Origin of the sequence: Catelliglobosispora koreensis DSM 44566, from assembly GCF_000379685.1 — a bacterium.
In the GTDB taxonomy this organism is placed as follows: domain Bacteria; phylum Actinomycetota; class Actinomycetes; order Mycobacteriales; family Micromonosporaceae; genus Catelliglobosispora; species Catelliglobosispora koreensis.
The window spans coordinates 403,388-425,138 of sequence record NZ_KB903283.1; the positions used below are offsets into that span (position 1 = coordinate 403,388).

The 21,751-nt window shown below is 65.0% G+C and carries 23 protein-coding genes; 8 read left to right on the forward strand and 15 right to left on the reverse strand.

Translation table 11 applies throughout. The annotated features are described in order from the left end of the window. Positions 1-1,157: 1,157 nt before the first annotated feature. Together A3E1_RS0127500 and A3E1_RS0127505 are read right to left on the reverse strand one after the other, a co-directional pair. Entirely contained in the window at positions 1,158-1,661 is a 504-nt protein-coding gene (locus A3E1_RS0127500; RefSeq protein ID WP_020524014.1) for a hypothetical protein, read from the reverse strand. Continuing rightward, entirely contained in the window at positions 1,658-2,095 is a 438-nt protein-coding gene (locus A3E1_RS0127505) for a Rieske (2Fe-2S) protein (protein ID WP_063825162.1), read from the reverse strand. The genes A3E1_RS0127500 and A3E1_RS0127505 overlap by 4 nt, the downstream gene beginning before the upstream one ends. 98 nt (positions 2,096-2,193) lie before the next feature. Between A3E1_RS0127505 and A3E1_RS42380 the strand changes: the two genes are divergently transcribed. Further along, the gene (locus tag A3E1_RS42380; protein ID WP_020524016.1) at positions 2,194-4,698 is read left to right on the forward strand and encodes an ATP-binding protein; all 2,505 of its coding nucleotides are present in this window, start codon (positions 2,194-2,196) and stop codon (positions 4,696-4,698) included. Here A3E1_RS42380 and A3E1_RS42385 read toward each other — a convergent pair. Beyond that, positions 4,613-5,308 carry a SigE family RNA polymerase sigma factor gene (locus A3E1_RS42385; protein WP_020524017.1) on the reverse strand — a complete coding sequence of 232 codons (696 nt, stop codon included), beginning with the start codon at positions 5,306-5,308 and terminating at the stop codon, positions 4,613-4,615. The genes A3E1_RS42380 and A3E1_RS42385 overlap by 86 nt on opposite strands. Positions 5,309-5,433: 125 nt before the next feature. On the opposite strand from A3E1_RS42385, the gene A3E1_RS0127520 reads away from it, so the two are divergent. From A3E1_RS0127520 to A3E1_RS0127530, 3 genes are read left to right on the forward strand one after another with little or no spacing between them, the layout of a single operon-like run. Beyond that, positions 5,434-5,892: an SRPBCC domain-containing protein gene (locus A3E1_RS0127520; RefSeq protein ID WP_020524018.1), complete on the forward strand. Its 459-nt coding sequence runs from the start codon at positions 5,434-5,436 to the stop codon at positions 5,890-5,892. Further along, complete coding sequence (locus tag A3E1_RS0127525; protein WP_020524019.1) at positions 5,889-6,239, forward strand: ArsR/SmtB family transcription factor; 351 nt, start codon at positions 5,889-5,891, stop codon at positions 6,237-6,239. Before A3E1_RS0127520 ends, A3E1_RS0127525 begins: the two co-directional genes overlap by 4 nt. Before the next feature lie 2 nt (positions 6,240-6,241). Continuing rightward, positions 6,242-6,685 (forward strand): SRPBCC family protein, encoded by a 444-nt coding sequence (locus tag A3E1_RS0127530; RefSeq protein ID WP_020524020.1) that lies wholly within the window; start codon positions 6,242-6,244, stop codon positions 6,683-6,685. Here A3E1_RS0127530 and A3E1_RS0127535 read toward each other — a convergent pair. Genes A3E1_RS0127535 through A3E1_RS0127550 form a run of 4 tightly spaced genes read right to left on the reverse strand, consistent with a single transcriptional unit; the run spans position 6,682 to position 10,953 of the window. Further along, the gene (locus tag A3E1_RS0127535; protein ID WP_026208897.1) at positions 6,682-7,533 is read right to left on the reverse strand and encodes an NAD-dependent epimerase/dehydratase family protein; all 852 of its coding nucleotides are present in this window, start codon (positions 7,531-7,533) and stop codon (positions 6,682-6,684) included. The genes A3E1_RS0127530 and A3E1_RS0127535 overlap by 4 nt on opposite strands. Further along, the gene (locus tag A3E1_RS0127540) at positions 7,530-8,396 is read right to left on the reverse strand and encodes an N-acetylglucosamine kinase (RefSeq protein ID WP_020524022.1); all 867 of its coding nucleotides are present in this window, start codon (positions 8,394-8,396) and stop codon (positions 7,530-7,532) included. Before A3E1_RS0127540 ends, A3E1_RS0127535 begins: the two co-directional genes overlap by 4 nt. Continuing rightward, positions 8,393-9,403 (reverse strand): SIS domain-containing protein, encoded by a 1,011-nt coding sequence (locus A3E1_RS0127545; RefSeq protein WP_020524023.1) that lies wholly within the window; start codon positions 9,401-9,403, stop codon positions 8,393-8,395. Before A3E1_RS0127545 ends, A3E1_RS0127540 begins: the two co-directional genes overlap by 4 nt. Further along, entirely contained in the window at positions 9,400-10,953 is a 1,554-nt protein-coding gene (locus A3E1_RS0127550) for a glycoside hydrolase family 9 protein (RefSeq protein ID WP_020524024.1), read from the reverse strand. The genes A3E1_RS0127545 and A3E1_RS0127550 overlap by 4 nt, the downstream gene beginning before the upstream one ends. Positions 10,954-11,005: 52 nt before the next feature. On the opposite strand from A3E1_RS0127550, the gene A3E1_RS0127555 reads away from it, so the two are divergent. After that, positions 11,006-11,713, forward strand: coding sequence for a GntR family transcriptional regulator (locus A3E1_RS0127555; RefSeq protein ID WP_020524025.1), 708 nt, complete (start codon positions 11,006-11,008; stop codon positions 11,711-11,713). 101 nt (positions 11,714-11,814) lie between these two features. Continuing rightward, positions 11,815-13,380, forward strand: a complete 1,566-nt coding sequence (locus tag A3E1_RS0127560; protein WP_020524026.1) for an ABC-F family ATP-binding cassette domain-containing protein — start codon at positions 11,815-11,817, stop codon at positions 13,378-13,380. Here A3E1_RS0127560 and A3E1_RS0127565 read toward each other — a convergent pair. Then, entirely contained in the window at positions 13,377-14,027 is a 651-nt protein-coding gene (locus tag A3E1_RS0127565) for a class I SAM-dependent methyltransferase (protein WP_020524027.1), read from the reverse strand. The genes A3E1_RS0127560 and A3E1_RS0127565 overlap by 4 nt on opposite strands. A gap of 54 nt (positions 14,028-14,081) precedes the next feature. Here A3E1_RS0127565 and A3E1_RS0127570 point away from each other — a divergent pair, with 54 nt between their 5' ends. Then, a complete protein-coding gene (locus A3E1_RS0127570) occupies positions 14,082-15,341 on the forward strand; it encodes a toll/interleukin-1 receptor domain-containing protein (protein WP_157631759.1) in 1,260 nt (419 codons plus the stop codon). On the opposite strand, the gene A3E1_RS0127575 is transcribed toward A3E1_RS0127570, so the two are convergent. Then, a complete protein-coding gene (locus A3E1_RS0127575; RefSeq protein WP_020524029.1) occupies positions 15,306-16,211 on the reverse strand; it encodes an STM4011 family radical SAM protein in 906 nt (301 codons plus the stop codon). The two genes, A3E1_RS0127570 and A3E1_RS0127575, sit on opposite strands and share 36 nt — an antisense overlap. Before the next feature lie 64 nt (positions 16,212-16,275). Here A3E1_RS0127575 and A3E1_RS42390 point away from each other — a divergent pair, with 64 nt between their 5' ends. Beyond that, positions 16,276-16,752, forward strand: a complete 477-nt coding sequence (locus tag A3E1_RS42390; RefSeq protein ID WP_020524030.1) for a hypothetical protein — start codon at positions 16,276-16,278, stop codon at positions 16,750-16,752. Between the two features lie 53 nt (positions 16,753-16,805). On the opposite strand, the gene A3E1_RS0127585 is transcribed toward A3E1_RS42390, so the two are convergent. From A3E1_RS0127585 to A3E1_RS0127610, 6 genes are all read right to left on the reverse strand, one after another. Beyond that, positions 16,806-17,324: a GNAT family N-acetyltransferase gene (locus A3E1_RS0127585; protein WP_020524031.1), complete on the reverse strand. Its 519-nt coding sequence runs from the start codon at positions 17,322-17,324 to the stop codon at positions 16,806-16,808. A 9-nt stretch (positions 17,325-17,333) separates the two neighbouring features. Continuing rightward, positions 17,334-17,525, reverse strand: a complete 192-nt coding sequence (locus A3E1_RS0127590) for a hypothetical protein (RefSeq protein WP_020524032.1) — start codon at positions 17,523-17,525, stop codon at positions 17,334-17,336. A 117-nt stretch (positions 17,526-17,642) separates the two neighbouring features. Continuing rightward, positions 17,643-18,941, reverse strand: coding sequence for an STM4012 family radical SAM protein (locus tag A3E1_RS0127595; protein ID WP_020524033.1), 1,299 nt, complete (start codon positions 18,939-18,941; stop codon positions 17,643-17,645). Next, on the reverse strand, positions 18,938-19,720 hold the full coding sequence (locus tag A3E1_RS0127600) for an STM4013/SEN3800 family hydrolase (protein WP_020524034.1): 783 nt from the start codon (positions 19,718-19,720) through the stop codon (positions 18,938-18,940). The genes A3E1_RS0127595 and A3E1_RS0127600 overlap by 4 nt, the downstream gene beginning before the upstream one ends. Beyond that, the gene (locus tag A3E1_RS0127605; RefSeq protein WP_020524035.1) at positions 19,717-20,757 is read right to left on the reverse strand and encodes an STM4014 family protein; all 1,041 of its coding nucleotides are present in this window, start codon (positions 20,755-20,757) and stop codon (positions 19,717-19,719) included. Before A3E1_RS0127605 ends, A3E1_RS0127600 begins: the two co-directional genes overlap by 4 nt. Then, the gene (locus A3E1_RS0127610; protein WP_020524036.1) at positions 20,754-21,683 is read right to left on the reverse strand and encodes an STM4015 family protein; all 930 of its coding nucleotides are present in this window, start codon (positions 21,681-21,683) and stop codon (positions 20,754-20,756) included. Before A3E1_RS0127610 ends, A3E1_RS0127605 begins: the two co-directional genes overlap by 4 nt. Between the last annotated feature and the right edge of the window lie 68 nt (positions 21,684-21,751).

The following is a 21,751-nucleotide window of genomic DNA, read 5'->3' on the forward strand; positions in this document are numbered from 1 at the left end:
AGCGCAGTGTTGGCGAAGCGGTCGGTGGGGTTTTGTGCGGGTGGCCGGGCCCGGGTGAGACCCTGCAACAGCAGCGAGCCGTCGTTGGCGCGGACGGCGTATTGCCATTGGCTGTCTTGGTGCGACAGGGCGATTTGGCGGGCGATGCCGGCGGCGACGGGGCCGTAGGTGCCGAGTTTGCCGGGGTTGTTGTCAAGCCCGGCGAGGGTTTCCACGGTGACTTCAAGTTGCATGACTCCGGCTGGTGCGCTGGCATGCTTGCCTTCCAGGAGTTCGAGGAACACGTCGGCGCGGATCTGCTCNAGTGTCCTGCCGGAGCCGGAGTCAGTGCCGTAGCTNGCGCCAGCACCGCCNCTTGAGCCAATGCCCGCACCTGTGCAGGCGCAAGCATCAACGCCAGTGTTAACGCCCGCGCCTGACTCTGCGCAAGTGCGGCAGCCAGTGTCGGTGCCTGAGCCAGTTCCGGCGGTGTGGCGGGTGCGGGCGATGGTGCTGATGNGGGCGAATGCGGCGGTGGCGCGGGCGGCGTCGAGGCCGAAGGCGGTCAGGGTCGCGGTGCCGTCNTCNGCGGCGTGAAGCTGAACGCTGCGCCTGGTTTCGGCTTGCTTGCGCCGCGCGGTNACATAGTCCGGGTCGGCGGCTAAGGCTTTGCGGCGCAGCAAATCCCGCAACTGCCCGGTGGTCTTCTGCCCCGCGACCGGAAGCACNNCAGAAGCGATCTGCCGCGCCGCCGCTACCTCCAAAACCGACAGCACGTCCATAAACACACGCGCACGAGCCAAGTCAATGTCGGCATTAGACAAAGCCGANAGNACNTCAGGCAGCCGCTGACAAAGCTCTGAAGCCAAACGAACCTAAGCCTCNGCNGCGAACCGGGTCAGGCCAAGCAAACACGCCAGCTCCATCGGCGCGAACTGCGCGACCGGCGCCTNACGGCTCATCTCGTGAATCAGGGCAAGCTGACGGCCCAAAGCGGCAGAAGCGATACGCCCTTCCGCGACAATCCGCTCAGCCACATCCACAAACCAAAGCCTAGAACACAAGTACGACAACAACACTGCGGAAGATCGCATGCCTCAAGATCGGCGCCCGCGCGGCAAGCGGCCCAGCGATACCGGAACCGATCGCCGCGTGGGCGTGTGTTGACCTTAAACAGTTCAGCAGGTGAAGGAGACGCCGTTCATGGTCTTGCTGTCGCCAACGACTTCCTGCACTCGGATGTAGAACTTCTTGTTGGATCCGGTGTAGGTGCCGCGCACTTTTACTAGCGCCTTCTGTCCATTTTCGAGCTTGCCCGACGCCGGCGTGACCGTGATCGTGCTGACCGGGGTGCCGGGGTTGGTGAACGTGGGATCGGTGCCGACCGGCACGGCTGTCCACTCGATCCAGCCGTTGTAGGCCTCGACCATGAACTCGGTGTTGATGGCACCGCAGGCGACGCGGTCGGTGCCGCTGGTGCCGCGGAAAGTGGTCGTAACCGAGCCGCCGCCCGCGCGTTCGGTGCTCTGCGCTGGCGTTGGCGATTCGCGCTGCTTGGTGGCTTCGGTGACGGGAGGCGGATTTGGCGGCTGCTTGTCGCCGCCGTTGTCCGACTTAGGACCGCCGAAACCGCAGGCCAGCAAGGTGATGACGGCGGCTGTGACGGTGAGGGTGGTCTTCATGCGCTTCTCCTGATCTGTCCATTGACGACGTCGACGTGGATGAGGGTGAGGCCGGTCGTGCCGGGGCCACTGACCCGCGTTCCGTCGCTGGCTTGGAACCGTGCTTTGTGGAGCGGGCAGACGATGGCGCCATTGCTGTCTGGGGTGCCGACGAGAGCGCCCATGTGCGGGCAGCGGCGGTCGAAGGCCTTGAACTGGCCGGCGGCCGGTTGCACGACGATGACCGTGTTCGCCGCGACCACGCCACCACCGACCGGGACCTCCGCTGCGGCGACCAGCAAGGAACCAGGTGGCGGCAGGGTGGGAGCCGACGGAGACACAGAGGGTACGGCCGCGGGCGGTTCGGCGGAACCACACGCGGCGAGCGCGCCGGTCAGCCCGCACAGGGCGGCACCGGCGAATACGGCGCGGCGTGACATAAATGGATCAGTCATGCCCGTCAGGATGAAGCTGGCAAGAACCCGGTTGACGGATCCTGACAAAGCTGGACAGTCTATGGCCGTGAGTCTGGACGGATGGGGGGTCTGAGTCGGTGCCTGGTCTGCCGAAACCTGCCGTGCCGGACGGTCCGGTCAGGACACTTTTCGAACGGCTGCACGCACTGCACCACCAAGCCGGGTGGCCGAGCCTGCGGGAGATGGCCAAAGAGGTCGGGTGCAGCCACACCACCGTGTCGGCTTCGTTCTCTGAACCACGGGTGCCGCGATGGGGGCTGCTTGAGCTGATCGTGGAAACGCTCGGTGGAGATGTCGCCGGCTTTCATGATCTGTGGCTCGCCGCCAGCGTGACGGGTGAACAGACTCCGGTGACGGTGCCAGCGATGCCGCGTTCGCTGCCGCCAGACGTCGCCGGGTTCACGGGACGTGAGTCCGAGGTCGCCGCGCTTGATGAGCTTCTGGACACGGCGGCCGGATCGACCGCCATCGTCATCTCCGCTTTGTCGGGCGGCGGTGGTGTGGGCAAGACGGCACTGGCCGTGCACTGGGCACATCGTGTGGCGGAACGGTTCTCCGACGGGCAGCTTTACGTCAACTTGCGCGGCTACGATCCCGAGCATCCCGCCAAACCGGCCGAGGCGCTGGAGGCGTTGCTGCGCCAGCTGGGCGATAGTGGTGCGTCGATTCCGGGTGCCGTGGCCGACCGGGCGGCGCGACTGCGTACCCTCCTGGCGGGTAAAAGGGTTTTGTTGCTCATCGATAATGCTCACTCGGCGGCGCAGGTGCGTGATCTGCTGCCGGGTACGCCGGGCTGCTTCGTGGTGGTGACCAGTCGCGACAGTCTGCCCGCTCTTGTCGCGCGGCATGGCGCGCAACGGCTGACGGTCGGGCTGTTGTCTCTTGCCGACGGGGTGAGTTTGCTGCGACGCCTTGCTGGCCCGCGCGTTGACGCGCAACCGCAGGCGGCTGAGGCGCTGGTGCGGCGCTGTGCACGGCTGCCATTGGCGATCCGGGTCGCGGCCGAGCTGGCGGTCGCGCGGCCGACGGACAGTCTCGCTGACTTGGCGGCCGAGCTTGCGTCTGAGCCGAGGCCGCTGGATCTGCTTGACGCGGGCGATGACGAACACACGGCGATCCGTTCGGTCTTCTCGTGGTCGTTGCGCCACTTGACTTCCGCTGACAGTCACGCGTTCGCTTTGCTGGGCGAGCACCCCGGTCAAGATATCGGCTTGGAGGCAGCGGCCGCCTTACTTGGCGTGGACGCCAGTGCCGCCCGGCGCACTACGGATGCGTTGGCGCGGGCGCATTTGCTGGAGGAGCGGGATCGCAATCGTTACGGGATGCACGATCTGTTGCGCGCCTACGCCAGCGAGATGGCGGTGCCGGGGAGGGCGAGCGCGCGTGCACGGCTGTTTGAGTTCTATGTGGACAGAGCCGAAGCGGCCAGCCGGGAATGGCTGGATGCTGAGCGCGGCAATTGTGTCGCCGTAGCGGTGGCTGCCGCGGCTGAATCTCCGCGCCACACCGAAGCTTTGGCGTCAGCCTTATCCCGCTATCTCGACACCAGCGGGCACTACCGCGACGCGATCGCGCTTGACGAACTCGCGCTGCGGGCCGGCCGTGCTCGCCAGGACGCCAAGGCGGAAACAGCCGTGCTTGGGCGCCTAGGCACGATTCACCGACGGCTCGCTGAGTACCCCCAAGCCCTTGCCTTTCAAGAGGAGGCGCTGCGCGGCTATGACGCTCTCGGCGACGTGGCGGGTAAAGCGCAAGTGTTGCTGGGCATCGGTGGTATCGAGTGGAGGCTAGGCCGCTACAGCGATGCGCTCGCTCACCTGACAGAATCCCTTACGCTGCACCAGGAGCATGGCGACCGTGGCGGGGAAGCGGCCGCGCTGCACAACTTGGGCATCGTCTATCGCCGGCTGGGCCGCTACAACGATGCGCGCGATCACTACGAGCAGGCGCTGGCCGTTCAGGTCGCGCTCAAGAACGAAGCCGGTGAGGCCGGGGCACGCAATAACCTTGGTATCGTTCAGCTTCGGCTGGGGTGGTATCCGCTCGCTCTGGAGAATTTTGAGCAGGCGCTTTCGATTTACCGGCGCCTGGGGGACCGGGCCGGCGAGGGCGCCGTCCGCAACAATCTTGGCGAAACCCATGAAAGACTCGGTGGGTACTCAGAAGCCGTGGCCCAGCACCAAAGTGCCCTGGACATCCACCAATCCACGGGTTACCGCGCCGGGCATGCCGTGGCGTTGCGTGGCCTCGGCGTCGCCACCGGCCAGCTCGGCGACGTGAAACGTGCACTGTCCTATCTGGACCAAGCGATCGACTTGAGCACCGAGATCGGCGAGGCCGACGTGCGCACCCGTGCCCTGATTGACTCCGGCCTCATCCTGCAGGCCCGTGGCGACCAGGCAACCGCGGCTGACAGGCTGAAGGTGGCGTTGGCTTTAGCGGAAACCACGGACAACACCTACGAACGGGCGCGCGCTCTCGACGGTCTGGCACAAGTCACCGGAGCACCCGAGCACGCCGAGCTGGCCGCGAAACTGTTCGCTCAGCTGGGCGTGGCCGAAGCTCAGAAGGAGCAGCACTAGTTAGGGCGGCGGCACGCTGCAGGAACAGCATGACGATGATGGCGATGACGGCAGCGGTCGTGGCGACGATGGCCCGGCGCCGGTGCTTGACCCGTTCGCGTACGGCGGCGAGGCGCTCTGTCGCGGCCGGAGCGGGTGGGACGGACAGTTTCGCCGGGTCGGCCCGCAACGTGGCGAGCCCTTTGGCGGCATAGCTTTTGACCGTTCCAGGAGCCATGTCCAGCGTGGACGCGATTTCGGCTTCGCTGAGGTCCTCGAAGTGCCGCATGACGAGGACCGCTCGCTGACGCTTGGGCAGCCGGGCCAGCGCTCGCCACACTTCGTCGCGATCGTCCACAAGGGACTCAGGTGACGGAACGGACCGTTCCGGCAGATCGCCGGTCGGATGCTCGCCGTCCCACCGGCGCCGGCACCACGAGTTGTAGGTGTTCACGAGGGCCCGCCGGACATAGGGCTCCGAGTCGCCGCTGATGCGTTTCCAGACGGGCCACACCTTCGCCAGTGTCGTCTGCCGTAGGTCTTCGGCGAGGGTGTGCTCACGGGTTAGCACGTAAGCCAGGCGGAAAAACGCCTGTGACCTGGTGTGCACGAACTCCTCGAATGACTCCACGCCATAAAGTACCGGCGAGCCCGCCCCTTTGGTTCTACCCAATTTTGATGCGCAACCAAAGGTTGCATATGGCAGGGACCTGAGATAGGTTTTGTGCAACCAAAGGTTGCGAAAGGTGGGGAACAGTGGAGTACGGAACGATCGAACGCGATATCGATGTCGACGCCTCGCCGGAGGTTGTCTACGAAGTCATTAGCAAACCCGAGCATATGCAGGAGTGGTGGCCCGATGAAGCTCACTTCGAGCCGATCGCGGGCGCGCCAGGTGAACTGATCTGGCGCGACGCCGCGACGGGGGAGACGTCAACGGTCGCGATGGCGGTTGTCGAGGCCAATCCGCCGAAGCGGTTCTCGTTCCGGTGGTGTTTCGCCGAGCCCGTGCGCAGCGGATCGTCGCTGTTCGTCACCTTCGACCTGACCCCGGTCGGCGCGGGCACCCGGATCCGCATGACAGAAACCGGATTCCGCGAGATGGGCTGGGAGATCGCGGTCCTCGAAGAAAACTACAACGATCACGTGAGTGGATGGGACCGGTTCATCCCGATGCTCGGCGAATACGTCGCGAAACTGGTGTCAAACTCATGAGCACGGCGGTCGATGACGACCTGTGGTCAGCGATTGGTGACCCCATCAGGCGTACGATGATCGACCTTCTGCTGGCCGGAGGACCGGGCACGGCGACATCGCTTAGCGAGCAGCTTCCCGTTACACGCCAAGCGGTCTCGAAGCACCTGGCCGTCCTGGACCGAGTCGGCCTGGTGCACGGAGCACCGGCTGGCCGTGAGCGTCACTTCCAAGTCGACGAGGCACAGCTCGCCCGAGCGGTCGCCCAGCTAGCGGCGGTCGGCGCCACCTGGGATGCCCGACTGCGCCGCATCAAGCGGATCGCCGAGGCGATCGAGCGCAATCGCAACAACAATCAAGGAGATTAGAAATGGTCAACATCCTGCACGAGGTCGGGGTCGCCGCCCCGCTCAACGACGTGTACCAAGCGGTGACCACCACAGAGGGCCTCGCCGGCTGGTGGACCACGGACACCAAAGGCACGAGCGAAATCGGCAGTCAGCTGATCTTCCGCTTCGGCGACCTCGGTGGCTTCGACATGGAGGTGCTCGAACTCGACCCCTCCGGCCACGTGCGGTGGCGAGTCGTCGACGGTCCCGAGGAGTGGATCGGCACCGAAATCGACTGGAACCTCGACCAGCGCGGCGACTACACCATCATTCAGTTCAAGCACGAAGGCTGGCGCGAGCCGGTCCCGTTCATGCACCACTGCAGCACCAAGTGGGCGACGTTCCTGATGAGCCTCAAGGGCTTGCTGGAAACCGGGACCGGAAGGCCCTCACCCGGCGACGTCAAAATCACCGACTGGAACTAGTCCCGCCAGGAGTGTTGGGGGATGTAGCCGAGTAAGCGGCGGGCCTTGTCGATGCTGAGCATGGTGTCCACTCTGGACAGATCCTGGGTTTGGGTGACGCCGGGGAAGATCTCGGCGGCAAGGTCTGCTGACGGCCGGTTCATGACGGTGTCAGCGTTGGCGATGATGAAGATTTCCAGCCCGGTGCCTTGGTATTCCAGGGCTTTGCGCACAGCCTGGGCGCCGTCGCGGGCGTCGATGTAGCCCCATAGGTTCCACTTGCGCAGCAGCGGATCGTCCTGAAACGACGGGAAGGCCGCGTAGTCCGCCGGCTCCATCACGTTGGAGAAGCGCAGCCCGACCATTTTCAGCCGCGGGTCCCACCGGCAGAACTGGGCGGCCATCGTCTCGTCCATCAGCTTCGCCAGCGCATAGGAAGTTTCGGGGCGCGGCTCGTGCTCCTCGGTGATCGGGATAGAAGCCGGGGGATGATCGAGGGGCAAGCCGAGCAGGGTTTCACTGGACGCCCACACGACGTTCTTGATTCCGGCTGCTTTCGCGGCGGCGAACACGTTGTAGCTCACGGTCACGTTGTGGGCGAAGGTAACCGCGTTTGGCTTGGCGCCCGGGCCAGGAATCGCGGCGAGGCGCACGACCGCGTCGACTCCCGAATACCGGGAGTCGATGGCGGTCAGCGCCTCGAAAACCTGGCCGTAATCGGTCAGCTCGATCTGGGTGAACGACGCGGCACTTTTTTCCACGGGCGGGGCCTGGTCGACGTTGACCACGTCATATCCGTGTTCCAGGAGCTCGCGGACCACGGCCCGGCCAAGTTTCCCGCTTCCGCCTGTTACGACAACCCGAGTCACGGTTGAACGATAGCGGTCGCGAGCCGGATCGCGCCTTCAACGGGTGGGACGGTCAGCAGCTGAACGCGGGCGGCGGGGAAACGAGCCGTGAACGCGGAACGGACCGCCAGCCAGTAACTTGGCACCTGGGTGACGAGCCCGCCGGCGAAGACGACGTCAGTGACAGGCAAGCCGCGCCTGGCCAACACGGCGACGAGGTCCACAAGCGACGTCGCGCCCGCGGTGATGACCTCGAGGGCGTCCGGTGATGACGACGCGAAGACGGCACGGGCATGGGAGCCCCATTGTTCGGGGGCGGACCCCCAGCTCATCGCCTGCGCGAGGTCGAGGACCCCGGTGACACCAACGGAAGCCATCAAGTTCACCGCGAGTTCTGAAGGCGGCTCGCCGCGGTCGGCTTGGGCGAGAACGGCTTTGGCCGCCTCGCGCACGATCGCGGAAGTACTGCCATCGTCGCCGAGCACCCAGCCCCAGCCGCCAGCACGAGTGATGGTGCCATTGTCGTGAAGCGCGATCGAGCCGGTGCCGGCGACGACCGCGATGCCTTGCGCCAGACCGGCCGCGGGCAGGAGCAGTTGCGCGTCGTTGACGACCGTTACGGGGACATTGACGCGATCGAACAGGTGCCGTCGCAAAGCTTCGCAGTCAGCCGGAGTTTCGCAGCCGTGCGCGCCGACGGCGAGAGCAGACAAAGGCACGTCACGGATCAGCTCGTAAAGCCAAGCGGCAGCTGTGTCAGCGGGAACGGCTGACCAGCCGCCGGACGGCACGAGCGTATCGCTGAGCACACCATCCACAGTGGACACGACCCGAACATGCGTCTTGCTTCCGCCAACGTCGATGCCGGCGACAACTCCGGTCATGCCACCGCTCCCGCCGACTGGATCGCGAAGTCGGCCGGGTCCAGGCCGCCCGCCTTGGTGTCGTTGTTAGCGAACACGAAGGACTCAACCGGTACCCGCCGATGGTCTGCGAGCGCAGCGGCGAGCTCTTGGGCGACAACGGCCTCAAGCACCGCGCGCACCGCGGGTTCTGTTTCCGGAAGCCGCAAAACCTCAAGACCAGATTCAGCGGGTACTCCGTGGGCCGTCACAAGAACGGTCAAGTGCCCAGCGCGGGCAAGTGTTTGCGCCAGCTCGATTTCACGCCCGTCGCCAAAGATGACGTGTAGTGTGTTGCCCGCTGATTCCATCTCGCCGTGCAGGTAATTCCGTGTCGCCGATGCCGTTGCCGGAAGGCGCGGGACTTCACGCAGCAGCAGTGCCGTCTCCTCGGCTGAAGCACGGGAGGCACCCGAGGCGACCAGATCGGCGGCAACGCACGTCGCGGCGCGTGACGGCACGTGGAAGGACTCCCGGGTGGCGGTAACAAGAGCGGCGATGTCGTCCCACTTGCGCGCGGCATCAGGCGTGCCGCTGATCGCCGCGGCGATAAGGTCAAGGGCGACAATGGTTCCGGTATAGCCGACCGTTGAGGCGAACGAATCCGGCTCGTCACCGAGGCTGACCGCGCTGTCGGCAATTTCCGTCAGGGGCGATGGCGAAACGTTGACAATGGCGGTCTTGAAGCCGGGAAAGACCTCAAACGCGGCAAGGGTTTCAGCGCTGCGGCCACTCTGTGACACCCCGATGAGCAAGTCCGCGCCGAAGGCTCCCGGGTGCTCGACGACTTCACTGGCCAGGACCCGGTGTGCCGCGATCCCGTGACCACGAAGCAGGTGCACCGGAACGGCAAGGGAGGCAAACGAAGCGCCAATGCCGCAAAACAACGGCCGTGTTGCCCGGGGCACGGCAACGCTCATCGTCCGGGCGATACGCTCCAGCGCCTCTGGCTGACCGTCCCGGCCTTCGGCGAACGAGATGCGAGTCATTCGGGTGCCCCTTCGGTGGCGACGGCGAGGAGGAACCAGCCGGTGTGCGGGATCCATTGTTCGGCCCAGCGCCAGGAATCCCCGGCAGGCGCGTCCGGCGGAAGGAAGGCGATGTCTTCTTCGTCGGTCCAGCCGGAGGTGATGCCGTTGACGATGCCGCCGTCGCGGTTGGGGAATTCCGCCGCGTAATCAACGTTGTTGCGGCCCTTGCCATGGATCATGCACGAGTCGAACGGGTTGCGCCCGGCGATCCAGGCGAGCTGGTCGGCGGCGAACTCTCGGAACTCGCCGGAGTCCGCCGTGGACAGATCAGCACAGGCGTGTGCCGCGGCGGCCAGTGAGGCGATGGTGGCGTTCTCGCCCTGCCACCAATAGCCGGTTTCGTTATCGTGCGGGAAGAAGAACGCGTCACGCTGGCGCGGGTAACCAAACGGGTTAGGCACAGCCCGAGTGCGGGAAATGATGGCGCGCATAGCTTCCAGAGCCGTCATTGCCGCGAGATCGGCGGAGAACACATCGGCGTAGCGCAGCAAGGCTAAGACGGGAAGCCCGGCTTCGACGGCGTGAAAGAACGGTTCCCCCGAGGCGTATCGCGCCATGAGCTGAGTCGCGCGCCGATGTGCGGCTTGAGAAGCCTCGGTGACACCGGCGGCCACAAGTTCAGTGGCGGCAAGCAGAGCGGTGTAATCGTCCACGATGGACTCGGTGCCGTCGAACAAGTAGTCAAGGTTGTGCTTTTCCAAGTGGCGGAACGCTTCCACAGCCGCGTCGCGGTGCTCGGGAACACCGGTGCGGGCAAGAGCGGCGATGGCCAGCCCGCCACCCTGACGGTAGCCCGCTTGATAACGCGAAGTCCGCACACTGTTCTGCAAAGGAGCCGTCACGAAACGCTCGTCGAGCTTCTTCGTGAGGGCGTCGAAGATCCCGGTGTAGAAGTAGCCCTGCGGGTCACGGAACCGGTAGAGGAAATCGGCTCCCCACAGGGCTTCCTCGCGCAATCGCGGGCCGAGCTTGGCGGACAGTGCAGGGTGCTTGGCAGCCAGGGCATCCGCGGCGGCGAGCATCGCCCAGACACACAGCGGGATCTGTTGTGGACTCATCTTGCTCGTGTAGGTCAGGTGGCTCAGGAACTTGCTTGTGTCACCTGAAGCGTCCAGCCAGCCGCCGCGTGCGTCGACCGTGCGCCCTGTGGGGTCGTCCCACAGGGCGGCGTGCTGGTCTTTGAGGTCGATGTCCCCGCTGGAGCGCATCGCCGTGAAGTAATCGAGCACCGCACCGATGGTCTCGGTTTGCAGACGGCCCTGGCTGACAGTGAACGTCACCGATTCCGTGGCCGCTTCCAGGACGTAGGTGCCAGTTGCCAGGTCGCGTGGGAGGGTGATCCGCGCGAACGGGCCGAGGTGCCAGTTGGCGACGCTTTCCAGCGGCCCGGTTTCCCAGCTGGCGACTGTTGTGCCGTCAGCACGTCTCAGCCGCACCAGTCCAGGTGTCGTCGTGACCGCCGGTTTGGGGCTGTTGAGGCCATAGCCGAGGTGGGAAACCAGAAGCACACGTCAAAGCTACGAGTGGTTATGGAAAGTGTCAAAGTGGTACTGTGTGGTTATGCAATCCGACCCCCTCTGGATTCAGACAGCTAGCCGGATCAGGGCTCAGATCGCCCAGGACGGTTTGCCCCCTGGCGCGAAGCTGCCGCCTGAACGTGACTTGTGCGAGCGCTTAGGCGTGTCCCGCCTCACGCTGCGCAGGGCTCTGGCGGAGCTGGCCGAGCGCGGCCACATCAAGCCGTCGCACGGGCGCGGCTGGTTCGTCGCCGTGCCGGTCAGCTCACGGGACTGGCCTGAGGAGCTGGAGTCGTTCACGGCTACCGCGCGGCGCAAGAACCTCGTGGCCAGTGCGATCGTGCTCATGCGTGAGGTCCGTCCCGCGTCACTCGATGAGGCTGAGCGGCTCCAGCTGCCAGCGGGCTCACCGCTGTTCCGGCTCGACCGCGTGCGCCTGCTCGGGGACGTGCGGGTGGCTGTGGACCGCACGACATTGCCCGCTCTGCCTGGCCTCGAAGACGTGGACTTCCGCGAAGCGTCGCTTTTCGCTCTGGTCAAAGAACTAGGGATCGCGCTCGGCCGCTCCGAGGCGACGATCGAGGCCCGGGCCGCTAGCGCTGAACTTTCGGCGCACTTGGGGCTTTCGGCTGGGGCGCCGGTCCTGTTCCTCGACCAGACGATCTACACGCTGGATCAGCGGCCCGCGATGCTGTCCACTGTGGAATACAGCGGTGAGCGCTATCGCCTGCGCACGACCTTCCGCGCCTAAACGGGTTGCCGGCCCGTTTCACGCGAGCTAACCTGGGCCGCATGTGGCTCTGAGGATCAACACCGACGTCCTATCGTCTCGTGCTATCCCGGAGTCTCTTTATGTCTTCTTTCGCTGTATCAGCGCTTTCTTTTACCTGGCCCAACGGCGACGTGCTGTTTGACGGGCTCAGTTTCACGGCCAACGCTGGCCGCACCGGTCTCATCGGCGCCAACGGCACCGGCAAGTCCACTTTGCTCAAGCTCATCGTGGGCGAGCTCACGCCCGCCTCCGGCAGCATCAGCACCGGCGGCTCGGTTGGCTATCTGCGCCAGGATCTCACCTTGGACGCCTCGGCACAGGTTGACAAGGTGCTTGGCATCGCACCCATCCGCCGTGCCCTTGAGGCGATCGAGCGGGGTTCCACCGACCCGGACGACTACGCCGTCGCGGGAAACGACTGGGACATCAACGAACGCGCCGTCGCCATGCTCGGCCAGCTGGGACTGTCGCATGTGGACCTCGACCGCCGCGTGGGCGAGATCTCCGGCGGCGAGGCCATGCTGCTCGGCATCGCCGGCCAGTTCCTGACCCGTCCCGGCATCCTGCTGCTTGACGAGCCGACCAACAACCTCGATGTGCTTGCGCGGCAACGGCTTTACGCCGCAATCAGCAAGTACACCGGCGCGGTCATCATCATTAGCCATGACCGTGCCTTGCTGGAACTCACCGATCACATCGCTGAGCTGCGCGACGGCGAAATCACCATGTACGGCGGGAACTTCAGTGCCTACGAAGAGGCTGTAACCGCCGAACAGGAGGCCGCCGAGCGGATGGTGCGCTCAGCCGAGGCCGAGGTGCGCCGCCAGAAACGCGAACTCATCGAGGCTCGCATTACGCTCGACCGCCGCGCGCGGTATGGGCAGAAGATGTGGGACACGAAACGAGAGCCGAAAATCGTTATGGGCGCCCGGAAACGGTCGGCTCAAGTGTCCGCTGGCAAGTATCGCAACATGCATCAGGAGAAATTGGAGCAAGCCCGTGAGCGGCTGAGTGAGGCTGAGGAGGCGATGCGTGACGACGGCGTCATTCGCATCAGTCTCCCGGCGACACTCGTGCCGTCTGGCAGAACCGTTGCGGTGCTTGAGGAAGTGAAGTTGCGCAATGGCGTCACGTTAACGCGCGACATCCGTGGCCCGGAACGGATCGCTGTGCTCGGGCCGAACGGTTCGGGTAAGACGACGCTCCTGGAAACACTGGCCGGTCTGCTGCCCCCGGTAGCGGGGGAGGCTGAGGTTCGGGTGCCCACACGCTATCTGCCGCAACGGCTTGACGTGCTCGACGGTCAGTTGTCGATCGCGGCCAACGTGGCACGGGTGGCACCAGCGGCGACGGACAACGAGATTCGTGCTTTGCTAGCGCGGTTCTTGTTCCGTGGCGGCCGGGCTGACCAGCTCACGTCGTCGCTGTCGGGCGGCGAGCGGTTCCGGGCTGCACTGGCCACGGTGCTGCTGGCCCAGCCAGCACCGCAGTTGCTGATGCTCGACGAGCCGACGAACAACCTCGATCTCGCTAGTGCGCGGCAGCTCAGTCAGGCGCTTAACGCGTACCGTGGGGCGCTTTTGATAGCCACCCACGACCTGGCGTTCCTGTCGTCATTGGAGATCACGGACCGGATTGTCCTTTAGAGGAAAGGGCCGCGGCGGGCGAACACGATCGCGCCGTCGCGGCTTTCCCCTGAACTCAAGCGCATCGTCGCCTCGACGGCGAATCCGGCGGCCTGAAGCCAGGCGGCGACCTGGCCAGGCTGCCGGTAGTGCACATGAACGTGCATCGGGTGCCCGCCATAGCCGGTCGTCTTGAGCGTGGTGCCGTCGCCGGCGTGAAAGCCAAGCAGCAGTGGGCTTGATGGGAGCAACACCCGGTGAAAATGGGCCAGCACTCCGGCGATTTCCTGGTCGGGGATATGAATCAGGGAGTACCAGGCGACCAGGCCCGCCAATGACGCGTCCTCAAGGTTGAGGTCGGTCATCGAACCCACCTCGAACCGCAGTCCCGGGTGGTCGCGCCGGGCGACGTCGATCATCGCGGGGGACAGGTCGATGCCGAAGGCGTCGAGACCTAACTCGTGCAGGTGCGCGGTTATCCGGCCAGAGCCACAGCCCACTTCGGCGACCGGACCACCACCGGCGGCCTGAACCTGCTCGGCGAACAGCCCGAGTGCCGCCCGCTCATAAGGCGTCGTGGCCAATAGGTTGCGCACCTGTTCGGCATAGCTAATCGCGACAGTGTCGTAAGAGGTGCGGGTGTCGGTCAGCCACGTGTCAGCGTCCATCGCCGGTACCATACCGTTTCTCTGGTACACATCGGAGCCCGCTACATTGTGCCGGTGCGTTACTGGGCGTTTCTGAGCTATAGCCGTCAAGATGAGCAATGGGCGCGCGCGTTGCACTCGCGCTTGGAGGGTTATCGCATCCCACGCCCGGCCCGGCCCGTAGCGGTTCCGCACGGCTTGCCCAATGAGCGGCTGCGCCCGATTTTCCGGGACAAGGACGAACTCGCCGCCTCTTCAGACCTGGGAGCCAGCCTGCGTGCCGCGCTCGACGCCTCACGCTTCCTGATCGTGCTGGCGAGCCGGTCGTCGGCCGCGTCAGCCTGGGTCAATGCCGAAGTGCGGCATTTCATTGACACAGGCCGGGCAGCCGACATCCTGGTCGTTGTTATCGACGGCGAGATAGGGGACCCCGTCGGCGATGACGTGTTCCCGCCGGCTCTGGCGCCGCTTGCCAAGACGCTGCTGTGGGTAGATGCCCGAGGTGAAGCAAAACCGCGCAGGGAAACAGTCTTCCGCCTGATCGCGGGAATGCTAGGGGTTGGCTTCGATGTCCTGTGGGGCCGCGAACGCCGAAGGCTCGTGCGCCGCGGCCTGGGGCTGACTGCGGCGATCGCGGCCGTCAGCGTCGCCGTCGCGCTGATCGTGTGGCGACAGCAAACCGCCGCCGATCTCAAGCGCCCAGACCGGCAACAAGAAGCATTCCGGCAGTGGCTCACCAGCGAGATCGTCGAAGACGAGACGCCAGAACCGTCGGTGAAGCTAAGTATCCTGCTCGCCGAGGACCTGGACCGCAATGGATGGCTTGATTTCGCCGTTGTCAACAGCACCTCGGGATACTGCGGCTCGGGCGGCTGCGGCTTCGATGTCTATCTGACACGGTCGCCCGGTGACTACTCCAGCGTGCTGTCGTTGTTGGGCGGATCCACACCACGGTCCCGCGCCCAGCCGCCAGACCCGTACCTGCAGTTCGTCGTTACCGATCTCACTGTGGGCAGTGAACCGTTGTATACCGTCTACCGGCTCATCGACGGCAAGTACCGGCTGGCGCAATACGAGTTCTGTAACGGCGTGTTCTACGAGTACTGTGCCGATCCGGCCGTCATCGTGCCACTGCCGAAAAGGCTCGCGGTGCGTCCTAACGCTACCTATCGTGTCGCGCCACGCGAAGACGCGAGTGAGGTGACCGGAGTCGAAGGGCCACAAGCCGGCTCGCCTGGCGGTGCGGTCGCGGAAGTCGCTGGCGGTCAATGGTTTCTGGCTGAGATCTGGAAAGGACGGTCAGCCTTCGTCGCGCGCCGGGATGTGGTGCTGTAGCCGCACCAGCTGCGCTGGCGCTCCCCAGTGCGCAGGAATGCGCTCCGGAATGCCGCCAGCGAAAGTCTGATGCAGGTTAAGGCGCTTCAAGTGAACGTAACCGATGTGACAGTCACACTGCTTGATGCTGCACGGCCTTGGCTTCAGCGCGGGCAGGTAGGAGCCGTCGTAGAGGTTGCCGATCGGTTCCGGGATGAAATGGCACCGGCGCACCGTGCCGTCACCGATCACTGAAAGCGCTGTCTCGCCAGCCCAGCACTCCTGCCCGGCACTCGCATGTGGACGGGCACTTAGCCCAAACAGCGGATCGATCGCCGTCCAGCGCGCCTCAGCCTCCGTGTCATAGGTGTGCCCGTCAGCCGCGTTAACCCACAGATAGGTGCCCTCTGGCAGGGCCTGGCGCAGCTCGGCGGCTTCGGCGAAGTGCTCCTCCAGCCCGACCATGCCGACCGAGTGCCGGATACCCTTGTCCCGCAACGTTTCGCAAGCGCCAAGGAACCGCTGGCGGCTGACCTGACCGGGATGGTAAGTCGCCCACAACGCCAGCTTTGCCGGATCAGCTTGCTCCGCCCACGTCAGGCGGCCAGCGAGGTTCGTCTGGATAGCGACCCGGCGCACGTGCGGCTGGTGCGACAAGGCAACAAGCGCTTCGCGGTACCACGACCGGGTCAGCCCTTCGCCCCACGGCGTGAACAGAATCTCCAGCTGATGCCCGTCAGGATTGCGGATCGTCCAGTCAACGAAGGTGCTTAACGCCGCACGGTCAGCACGCAACTGCTCCCGGCTATCCTGCCGCTTGGCGAAAGGGCAATAGGGACAGTCGTAGTTGCAACTGGCCAAGGGCCCCCGGTAAAGCAGCAGCAAGTCCACGCCACACACCTTAGGCTGTGATGCCTATGCGGCAGCAATCGAACGACGCGTTTAAGGTCTGAGCGTGGGCACCCTCTTCGTTCACTTGACCCCGGAGAAGTACGCGGCCCGGATCATGCGGGCCGGGCTAACGACGCCTGGTGTTTACTGCTTTCCCATGATCCCGTCCTATACCCTGACTCACCAGTGGTTACGGGAGCTGCGCCGTGACGGTCAGCGTGCCTTTGTGGCCATCGATTTCCGCATCCCCGATGAGGAACCGGTCGAAGTCGGACACTACAACCGCAAGCGGCGCTCAGTGACCGCGGCCAAAGCCGTGGCGCTTATCCGGGCACAGGACGATCCACGGGGCTACGAGGTGTACATCCCACGCTCGGTCACGCGAGCGGAACTGGTGCGTACGCGCGCTGTGTCCCAGGTGGCAGGCTGGCGCTATCGCCCGGACGAGCACGGGAAACGCCCCTGCGCCTGCCCGATCTGCCTGCAGCCGGGAAGTTATGGCGCCGCTGACATCCGGGCTCGCTACGACCTCGACGATTAGCTGACACGCTCGTTCTTACCGGGGACGTCTGGCACGCGATCTGCTGGCGAGACTCACCGCTCAATGAGCCGTGAGCGGTAAACAATGTGGTCGTCGCCCTCATAGCTGAAGTCAAGATCGGTGGCATGCGTCATGCCGATGCGGCGCATGACGGCCTGTGAACGGACGTTGGCTGCTAACGTGATCGCCAGGATCTCGGTCAAGTTTGCTTTGGTGAACCCGAAATCGAGCACCGCACGAGCCGCCTCAGAGGCAAACCCTTGTCCCCACGCGCTTCGGGCTAGCCGCCACCCGATCTCGACTCCCGTGAACGGCATGTCCGGCTCGACGACATCCAGCCCGGCCATGCCGATTAGCTCGCCGCTCGCCAGCTCCTCAACCGCCCAGAAGCTGAACCCGTTGCGCGCGTAAGCCTCCTGATACAGCTTCATAGCCGCTGCCGACCGCTGCTCATCCCACACATCGCCCAAATGCTCGCGCACCTGCGGGTCGGCGTTAAGCGCGGCCCACGCCGCCAGGTCGTGCTCCCGCCAGTCCCGCAACACCAGCCGCCGCGTCCGAATCTCGATCACTGAAGAAGACTACGGCGTGCCGCTGCGGTCACGCACCGCAGCCTCAATTCGCATGAGCTGTCCCAGGAGCAGCAACGTGCAGCTGAGCAGCAGCCCGCCCTCGTCTCCGCGACTGACTAAAGAGAGCAATATGCCCAAAGCGCCCGCGATCATGACGACGACGCCCCACACATTCTGCGCCCAGCCTGGGTTGGTTTGCATCGCGGCAGTCTAGACGAGCCTGCGCCGTTTAGACTGCTGGCCGTGACGGTTCAGCTGGTCGTGGGGTTATGGGGTGCGGGCGACAGTTCGCCGGATTTCACCTTCGGCATGAGCCGGCTAGCGGATCAGGGCTGAAGTCATGCGGGCGCGGACGGTGTCGGAGACGAGCCACGGGCCGATGGCGTCGCTGCGAGCCAGACCGTCATCGGTCAGGACGAAGCGCTCGGGCGTCAGAACCGCCCAGCTGTCCAAGTCGGACAGATGCGGGAAGTCGTCCAGGACCGCATTGCCGAACCGCGACTCGTAGGCCGCTAAGTCGGCGCCCTCGGCACGTAGCAAGGATTTGAGGAGCCACCGCAGCCGCTGTTCGTGTGCGTCAAGGGCGAAGCCGTGTTCAGCGAACGCGAAGTCAGAGGGCGGCCGCGCGAGGTAGTCGTCGATGATGCCGCGCACTTCACCAATGCTGACCGCATAATCAAACGAGTAGTGCAGTTCACGCGTGTAAGAACGGGCGCCGCAGCCGAGACCAACCATGCCATCGTCTTGGCAGCAATAATCAGGACCATCCACAGTTGGTACTCCAAAGCGGCGAAACTGCCGCATGGACAGCTGCTCATATCCGGCGTCCCGCAACAGATCCCGGCCGTAGGAGTAGAGCGACAGCCGTTGCGCGTCCCACGACGGGTCGGGATCGCCGCTATGGCGTTTACCCAGCCCGGTCAGCGGCCGCACATAGAGCGGATAAAGGTAGATCTCCTCGGGTCGCCAGGACAAAGCCGTGCGCAGCGAGAAGGCCCACGTCTCCACGGTCTGGCCGGGGATGCCGTAGATCAGATCCAGGTTCAGCACCGGAAAGTCAAACGTGCGGATCGTTTCCAGGGCTTGGTCGACCTGGGAACGGCGCTGCGGACGGCCAGCCGCGTGGGCTTCAGCGTCGATGAAGCTTTGCACGCCCATGCTGAGGCGGTGCGTTCCGTGCGCGGCAAGCACTTCCAGACGGTCCGCCGTCGCGGTAGCGGGAGAGGTTTCCACCGAAAGCGGCAGCGCGGGATCGAGGTCTAGCACGCTAAAGAGATCAGCTAGTTCGGCAGCGGTGAGGAAAGTTGGTGTGCCACCACCGATCGCGGCACGCGAGTAACGCACAGGGCCAATCGAGTCGGCGACGGCAGAAGCCTGTGCCCGCAACTGGGTCAGGTAGGCGGACACCTGCTCGGCCGGTGGCCGCGTGCGGGTGAACAGATTGCAGAAGCCGCAGCGCATCTCGCAAAACGGGATGTGCACGTAAAGGAACAGCGAGTCCTTGGCTTCAGCCGCCCACACGTCACGCAAGGCGGGCCGCGGCACCAACGGCCGGTATGCCATCTTGTGCGGATAGGCGTAAAGGTAGCCCTGGTAAGGCGATCCGCTGAGTGTCACGCTGCCTCCAGGGTGAAGTGAGCATAAGGCACGGTCCACACGACCTCGTGGCCAAAGCGGTGACCGAGCTGACCGTCTTCGCCGTAGGCGGTGCCGTGATCGGAGCAGATGATGACGAAACATGGCCGGCGGCGCGAAGTCAGTAGCGAAAACAGGCGCGGCAACTGTTCATCCACATAGGACAGAGCAGCGGCGTGACTGTCGAGGGAGTCCGCCGCGGCGCCCAGCAGATAGTGCTTGTTCGGCTGGTGCAAGGCGGAAATGTTGAGGAACGTGAACAGCGGCCGCGCAGGCGGCAACGCTTGAAGCGATGTCGCGAGCTGATCGAGCTGATGGCGCAACGAGTCTGGCTCCGTGACCCCAAACGAAGGCCGCCAGTGCGCTTCGGTGAACAGTCCTGGCAACACCGACCCGAGAGCCGACTGCTGGTTGAAGAACCCAACCCCGCCCAGGCACAGCGTGTGATAACCAGTCTTCGCCAGCGCGGTCACGACGTCGGCGGAGTCAAAGACCCACGTGTCGGTGCCGGTGGTTTCGCTGCCAGGGAAAGCGGCCGCGAACAGACGCTCACGTGCGCCATCTAGTGGCGTGGGCAGGAATCCGGCGAAGAAGGCGTGGTGTGCCGCGTAGGTGAAGCTCGCGGGACTGTGCCGTTTCTCCCACAGACCGCCTGGCAACACCGAGGCTAGGCACGGCGTGGGTGTAGAAACCGCGACGTCGTAACGCAAAGTGTCGATAGTGATGAACGCGATGTCGTGTGTGCCGATGAGGTGTCTCATAACGCCACCAGCTGGGCTTCGTAGGTGTCGCGGCCGTCGAAAAGCAGACCGGGCAACAGGTCGCCGAAGGCGTTGACCTCGGCGATGGCGTGGCGTTGCCAGCCGGTGCCGACCATGAGGTCCACGCCCATTTGTGCCGTGCCTGGGAAAAGGGCGGCAACGTCAGCACAGGTGCGCAGCCCGGCGTCGAACGCACTGCCCGCCGGGATCGACGATAGCGGCAGGCGCTTTCCTCCTAAGTGGAGATTCGTCATCGGCCATTTGCTGCCGCGAGCGACCACGTGCGATGGCTGACCGTTGAGCACGACCACCCTGAAGTCCACGACGTGGCCGTCGATTCCCGCTTTGGGGAACCATTTCTCGACGTGCAGGCCACCGGGGGCGAGACGGTCGACGATGGCGGCGATGTCGTTTTCGGTGTGATAGCGGCGTACCCGCAAAGAATTGAAAAGCCTGTTGCCGGCGAGCTCGACCGAGGTTGTCGCCTGAAGGCGGCCGTGCGGCCCAAATTCGAGCGCGAGAACGCCGGAGGCGGAAGAACCGAAGCGGGACTTGACGAACACGCGCCGCCACCCGGCGGCGTCTAGGGCGGCACGAAGGGAATCCCAGCCGGTGACCGGGCCGGGCAACGCGGCAGGGACCGGAATCCCGGCAGCGGAAAGCACACGGTGGCAAGCGCTCTTGTCGAACATGGTGCGGATGTCATCGGGCTGCGCGAGCAAACGGGAGCCAGCCGCCGCGGTGGCGATGGTGTCCAAGGAGGACGAGAACCCGCCGAACCAAGCCGCGCCATCAGTGATTTCGCCATGCAGCGCGGGCACGGCGGCTCCACGCAGGAGCCGGTCAACCTCGGCATCCTCGCCAGGCGACTCGATGCGCACGAGCGACCCGGCCTCGAAGGAAACCGGGTCGCCACGCAGGACGGTCAGCCATGGCACGACACGAGGCGGCTCAAGGCCTTGCCGGGCGGCTGCCGCCGCCAGCAAGGCCACTCGCCTGGAGCCGGGGTTGCCGACGACGGCTAATCGCACGCTCATTCGGAAACAGCGATGTAGCGTTCGTCTTCGTCTTCCGGGTCACCGGCCTCGGACAGATCGACCTCCACGCCGGCCTCGGTCAGCTCGGCCGTAAGACGGTCCATGACCGGCTGGGTGATGAAGTGGTGGTGCAGGTCGAGCTTGCGCAGATGGGTCAGCGGCTGCCCGGCCAGCAGCGCGCTCGCGCCCACATCGGACAGCATGCCCAGCGACAGGTCGAGCACCTCTAGCCGGGCCACGATCGGGGCGCTGGCCAAAGCGGCGGCGACCATGTCGGCGATCTCGGCGTTACGCAAGCCGAGCGAAGTCAGCGCGGGAAGCTTGCCACCGGCCAGAATCGGCACGAGGTCTTCGACCGTCGCGTCGCCGCCATAGTTGTCGGTGCCTAGCCACAGCTCAAGATGAGTCAGGTTCGGCAGTTCGCTGTCGCCGACGGCGCGCACGATGTCAGAAGGGAGCCCGCCTGACTGGAAAGTGAGACTGCGCAGCGACTCGAGCCGCCCCGACTTGAAGAACAGCCCTTCGCTGCCGCGAATCGTCAGCGTCGCCAGCCGGGGGAACGCCTCCAGCAGTGGCGTGACGTCGGTGTGGTTGATCCACGAGATCTCGCACTCTTCAAACGTCATCTCGCCGAGGAAGAGAGCATCCAAAGCGGACAGTTGCGGGGCGACGCCCGCGATGAGGTCCACGGGTGGCCCGGAGTCGTAGGCACTGCCCCAGGCTCCAATGACGAGCGCGGTCACCTGAGAGACCCACGGCTCGGCGGCCAGCCCGGTCAGCCTGCGTTCGAACTCTTCGCTACCGTCATATTCCGGGTCTTCGATGCGCCAGGCGACCGCCGCCGGGTCAGCGGGCGGTTCACCGGCCGGGGGATAGGCCACCACGGGCCGCCCGGCGAAGGTGGTGATGTGTTCGCTGATAGTCATCGCTGCCCTCCACTGCGAAAATCTTCGCGGCAAACATCAAAGATCCCCTCTAATGCTGTGGGACCCTA

What these genes read in the sequence shown, in the direction of transcription:
- A3E1_RS0127590 (WP_020524032.1), bottom strand. Translation starts at nt 17,525, where the DNA reads ATGCAAACCAACCCAGGCTGGGCGCAGAATGTGTGGGGCGTCGTCGTC.
- A3E1_RS0127545 (WP_020524023.1), bottom strand. Translation starts at nt 9,403, where the DNA reads ATGACTCGCATCTCGTTCGCCGAAGGCCGGGACGGTCAGCCAGAGGCG.
- A3E1_RS0127530 (WP_020524020.1), top strand. Translation starts at nt 6,242, where the DNA reads ATGGTCAACATCCTGCACGAGGTCGGGGTCGCCGCCCCGCTCAACGAC.
- A3E1_RS0127600 (WP_020524034.1), bottom strand. Translation starts at nt 19,720, where the DNA reads ATGAGACACCTCATCGGCACACACGACATCGCGTTCATCACTATCGAC.
- A3E1_RS0127610 (WP_020524036.1), bottom strand. Translation starts at nt 21,683, where the DNA reads ATGACTATCAGCGAACACATCACCACCTTCGCCGGGCGGCCCGTGGTG.
- A3E1_RS0127560 (WP_020524026.1), top strand. Translation starts at nt 11,815, where the DNA reads ATGTCTTCTTTCGCTGTATCAGCGCTTTCTTTTACCTGGCCCAACGGC.
- A3E1_RS0127605 (WP_020524035.1), bottom strand. Translation starts at nt 20,757, where the DNA reads ATGAGCGTGCGATTAGCCGTCGTCGGCAACCCCGGCTCCAGGCGAGTG.
- A3E1_RS0127565 (WP_020524027.1), bottom strand. Translation starts at nt 14,027, where the DNA reads ATGGACGCTGACACGTGGCTGACCGACACCCGCACCTCTTACGACACT.
- A3E1_RS0127540 (WP_020524022.1), bottom strand. Translation starts at nt 8,396, where the DNA reads ATGACCGGAGTTGTCGCCGGCATCGACGTTGGCGGAAGCAAGACGCAT.
- A3E1_RS0127500 (WP_020524014.1), bottom strand. Translation starts at nt 1,661, where the DNA reads ATGAAGACCACCCTCACCGTCACAGCCGCCGTCATCACCTTGCTGGCC.
- A3E1_RS0127525 (WP_020524019.1), top strand. Translation starts at nt 5,889, where the DNA reads ATGAGCACGGCGGTCGATGACGACCTGTGGTCAGCGATTGGTGACCCC.
- A3E1_RS0127555 (WP_020524025.1), top strand. Translation starts at nt 11,006, where the DNA reads ATGCAATCCGACCCCCTCTGGATTCAGACAGCTAGCCGGATCAGGGCT.
- A3E1_RS0127505 (WP_063825162.1), bottom strand. Translation starts at nt 2,095, where the DNA reads ATGACTGATCCATTTATGTCACGCCGCGCCGTATTCGCCGGTGCCGCC.